Below are 452 nucleotides of genomic sequence, written 5' to 3'. Positions count from 1 at the left end.
CCGGGGTGCGGTCGGCGCCGGGTTGCAGGATGCGGTCGGCCAGCGCTCCGGCGCGCAGCACCCCCAGCGGCCGGGGGTCACCGGCGGTCTTCGCGGCCTTGGCGTCGGTGTCGGCGGTGCGCCGGCAGGCCACCGCCAGCTCGTGCGGCATGCGGGCGACCAGCTCGCTGACCCCGTCACCGAGCGGGCGGACGGTCACGTCGCAGCTGCGTTCGGCCTGGGTGCGGCGCCGGTCGGCTGCGGCGGCGTCGCGGGCGGTGAGCTCGTGGCGGACCGCGGCCTCCAGCTGGCGGATCGACAGCTCGGCGGCGGCCGGGAGGACGGCGGCCTCGACCGCGGCGATCACGGCCGGGTCCACGCCGCGGGCCTTCCAGCCGAGCTGGTCGGCCAGCACCCGGGCCCGCGGCCAGTCCAGGGTGCCGGCGTCCAGGGCGGCGAGGGTGGCCGGCAGC

At 79.9% G+C, this 452-nt stretch carries 1 protein-coding gene; it reads right to left on the bottom strand.

All coding sequences use genetic code 11. The features are described from left to right. A partial coding sequence (locus ACK586_RS25530; protein ID WP_409333335.1) for a DUF222 domain-containing protein occupies positions 1-452 on the bottom strand: 452 nt, incomplete at both ends.

This window comes from Trujillonella humicola (genome assembly GCF_046233715.1).
In the GTDB taxonomy this organism is placed as follows: domain Bacteria; phylum Actinomycetota; class Actinomycetes; order Mycobacteriales; family Geodermatophilaceae; genus Trujillonella; species Trujillonella humicola.
The sequence above is the reverse complement of the archived record's forward strand: the minus strand, read 5'-3'. Positions and strand labels throughout refer to the sequence as shown.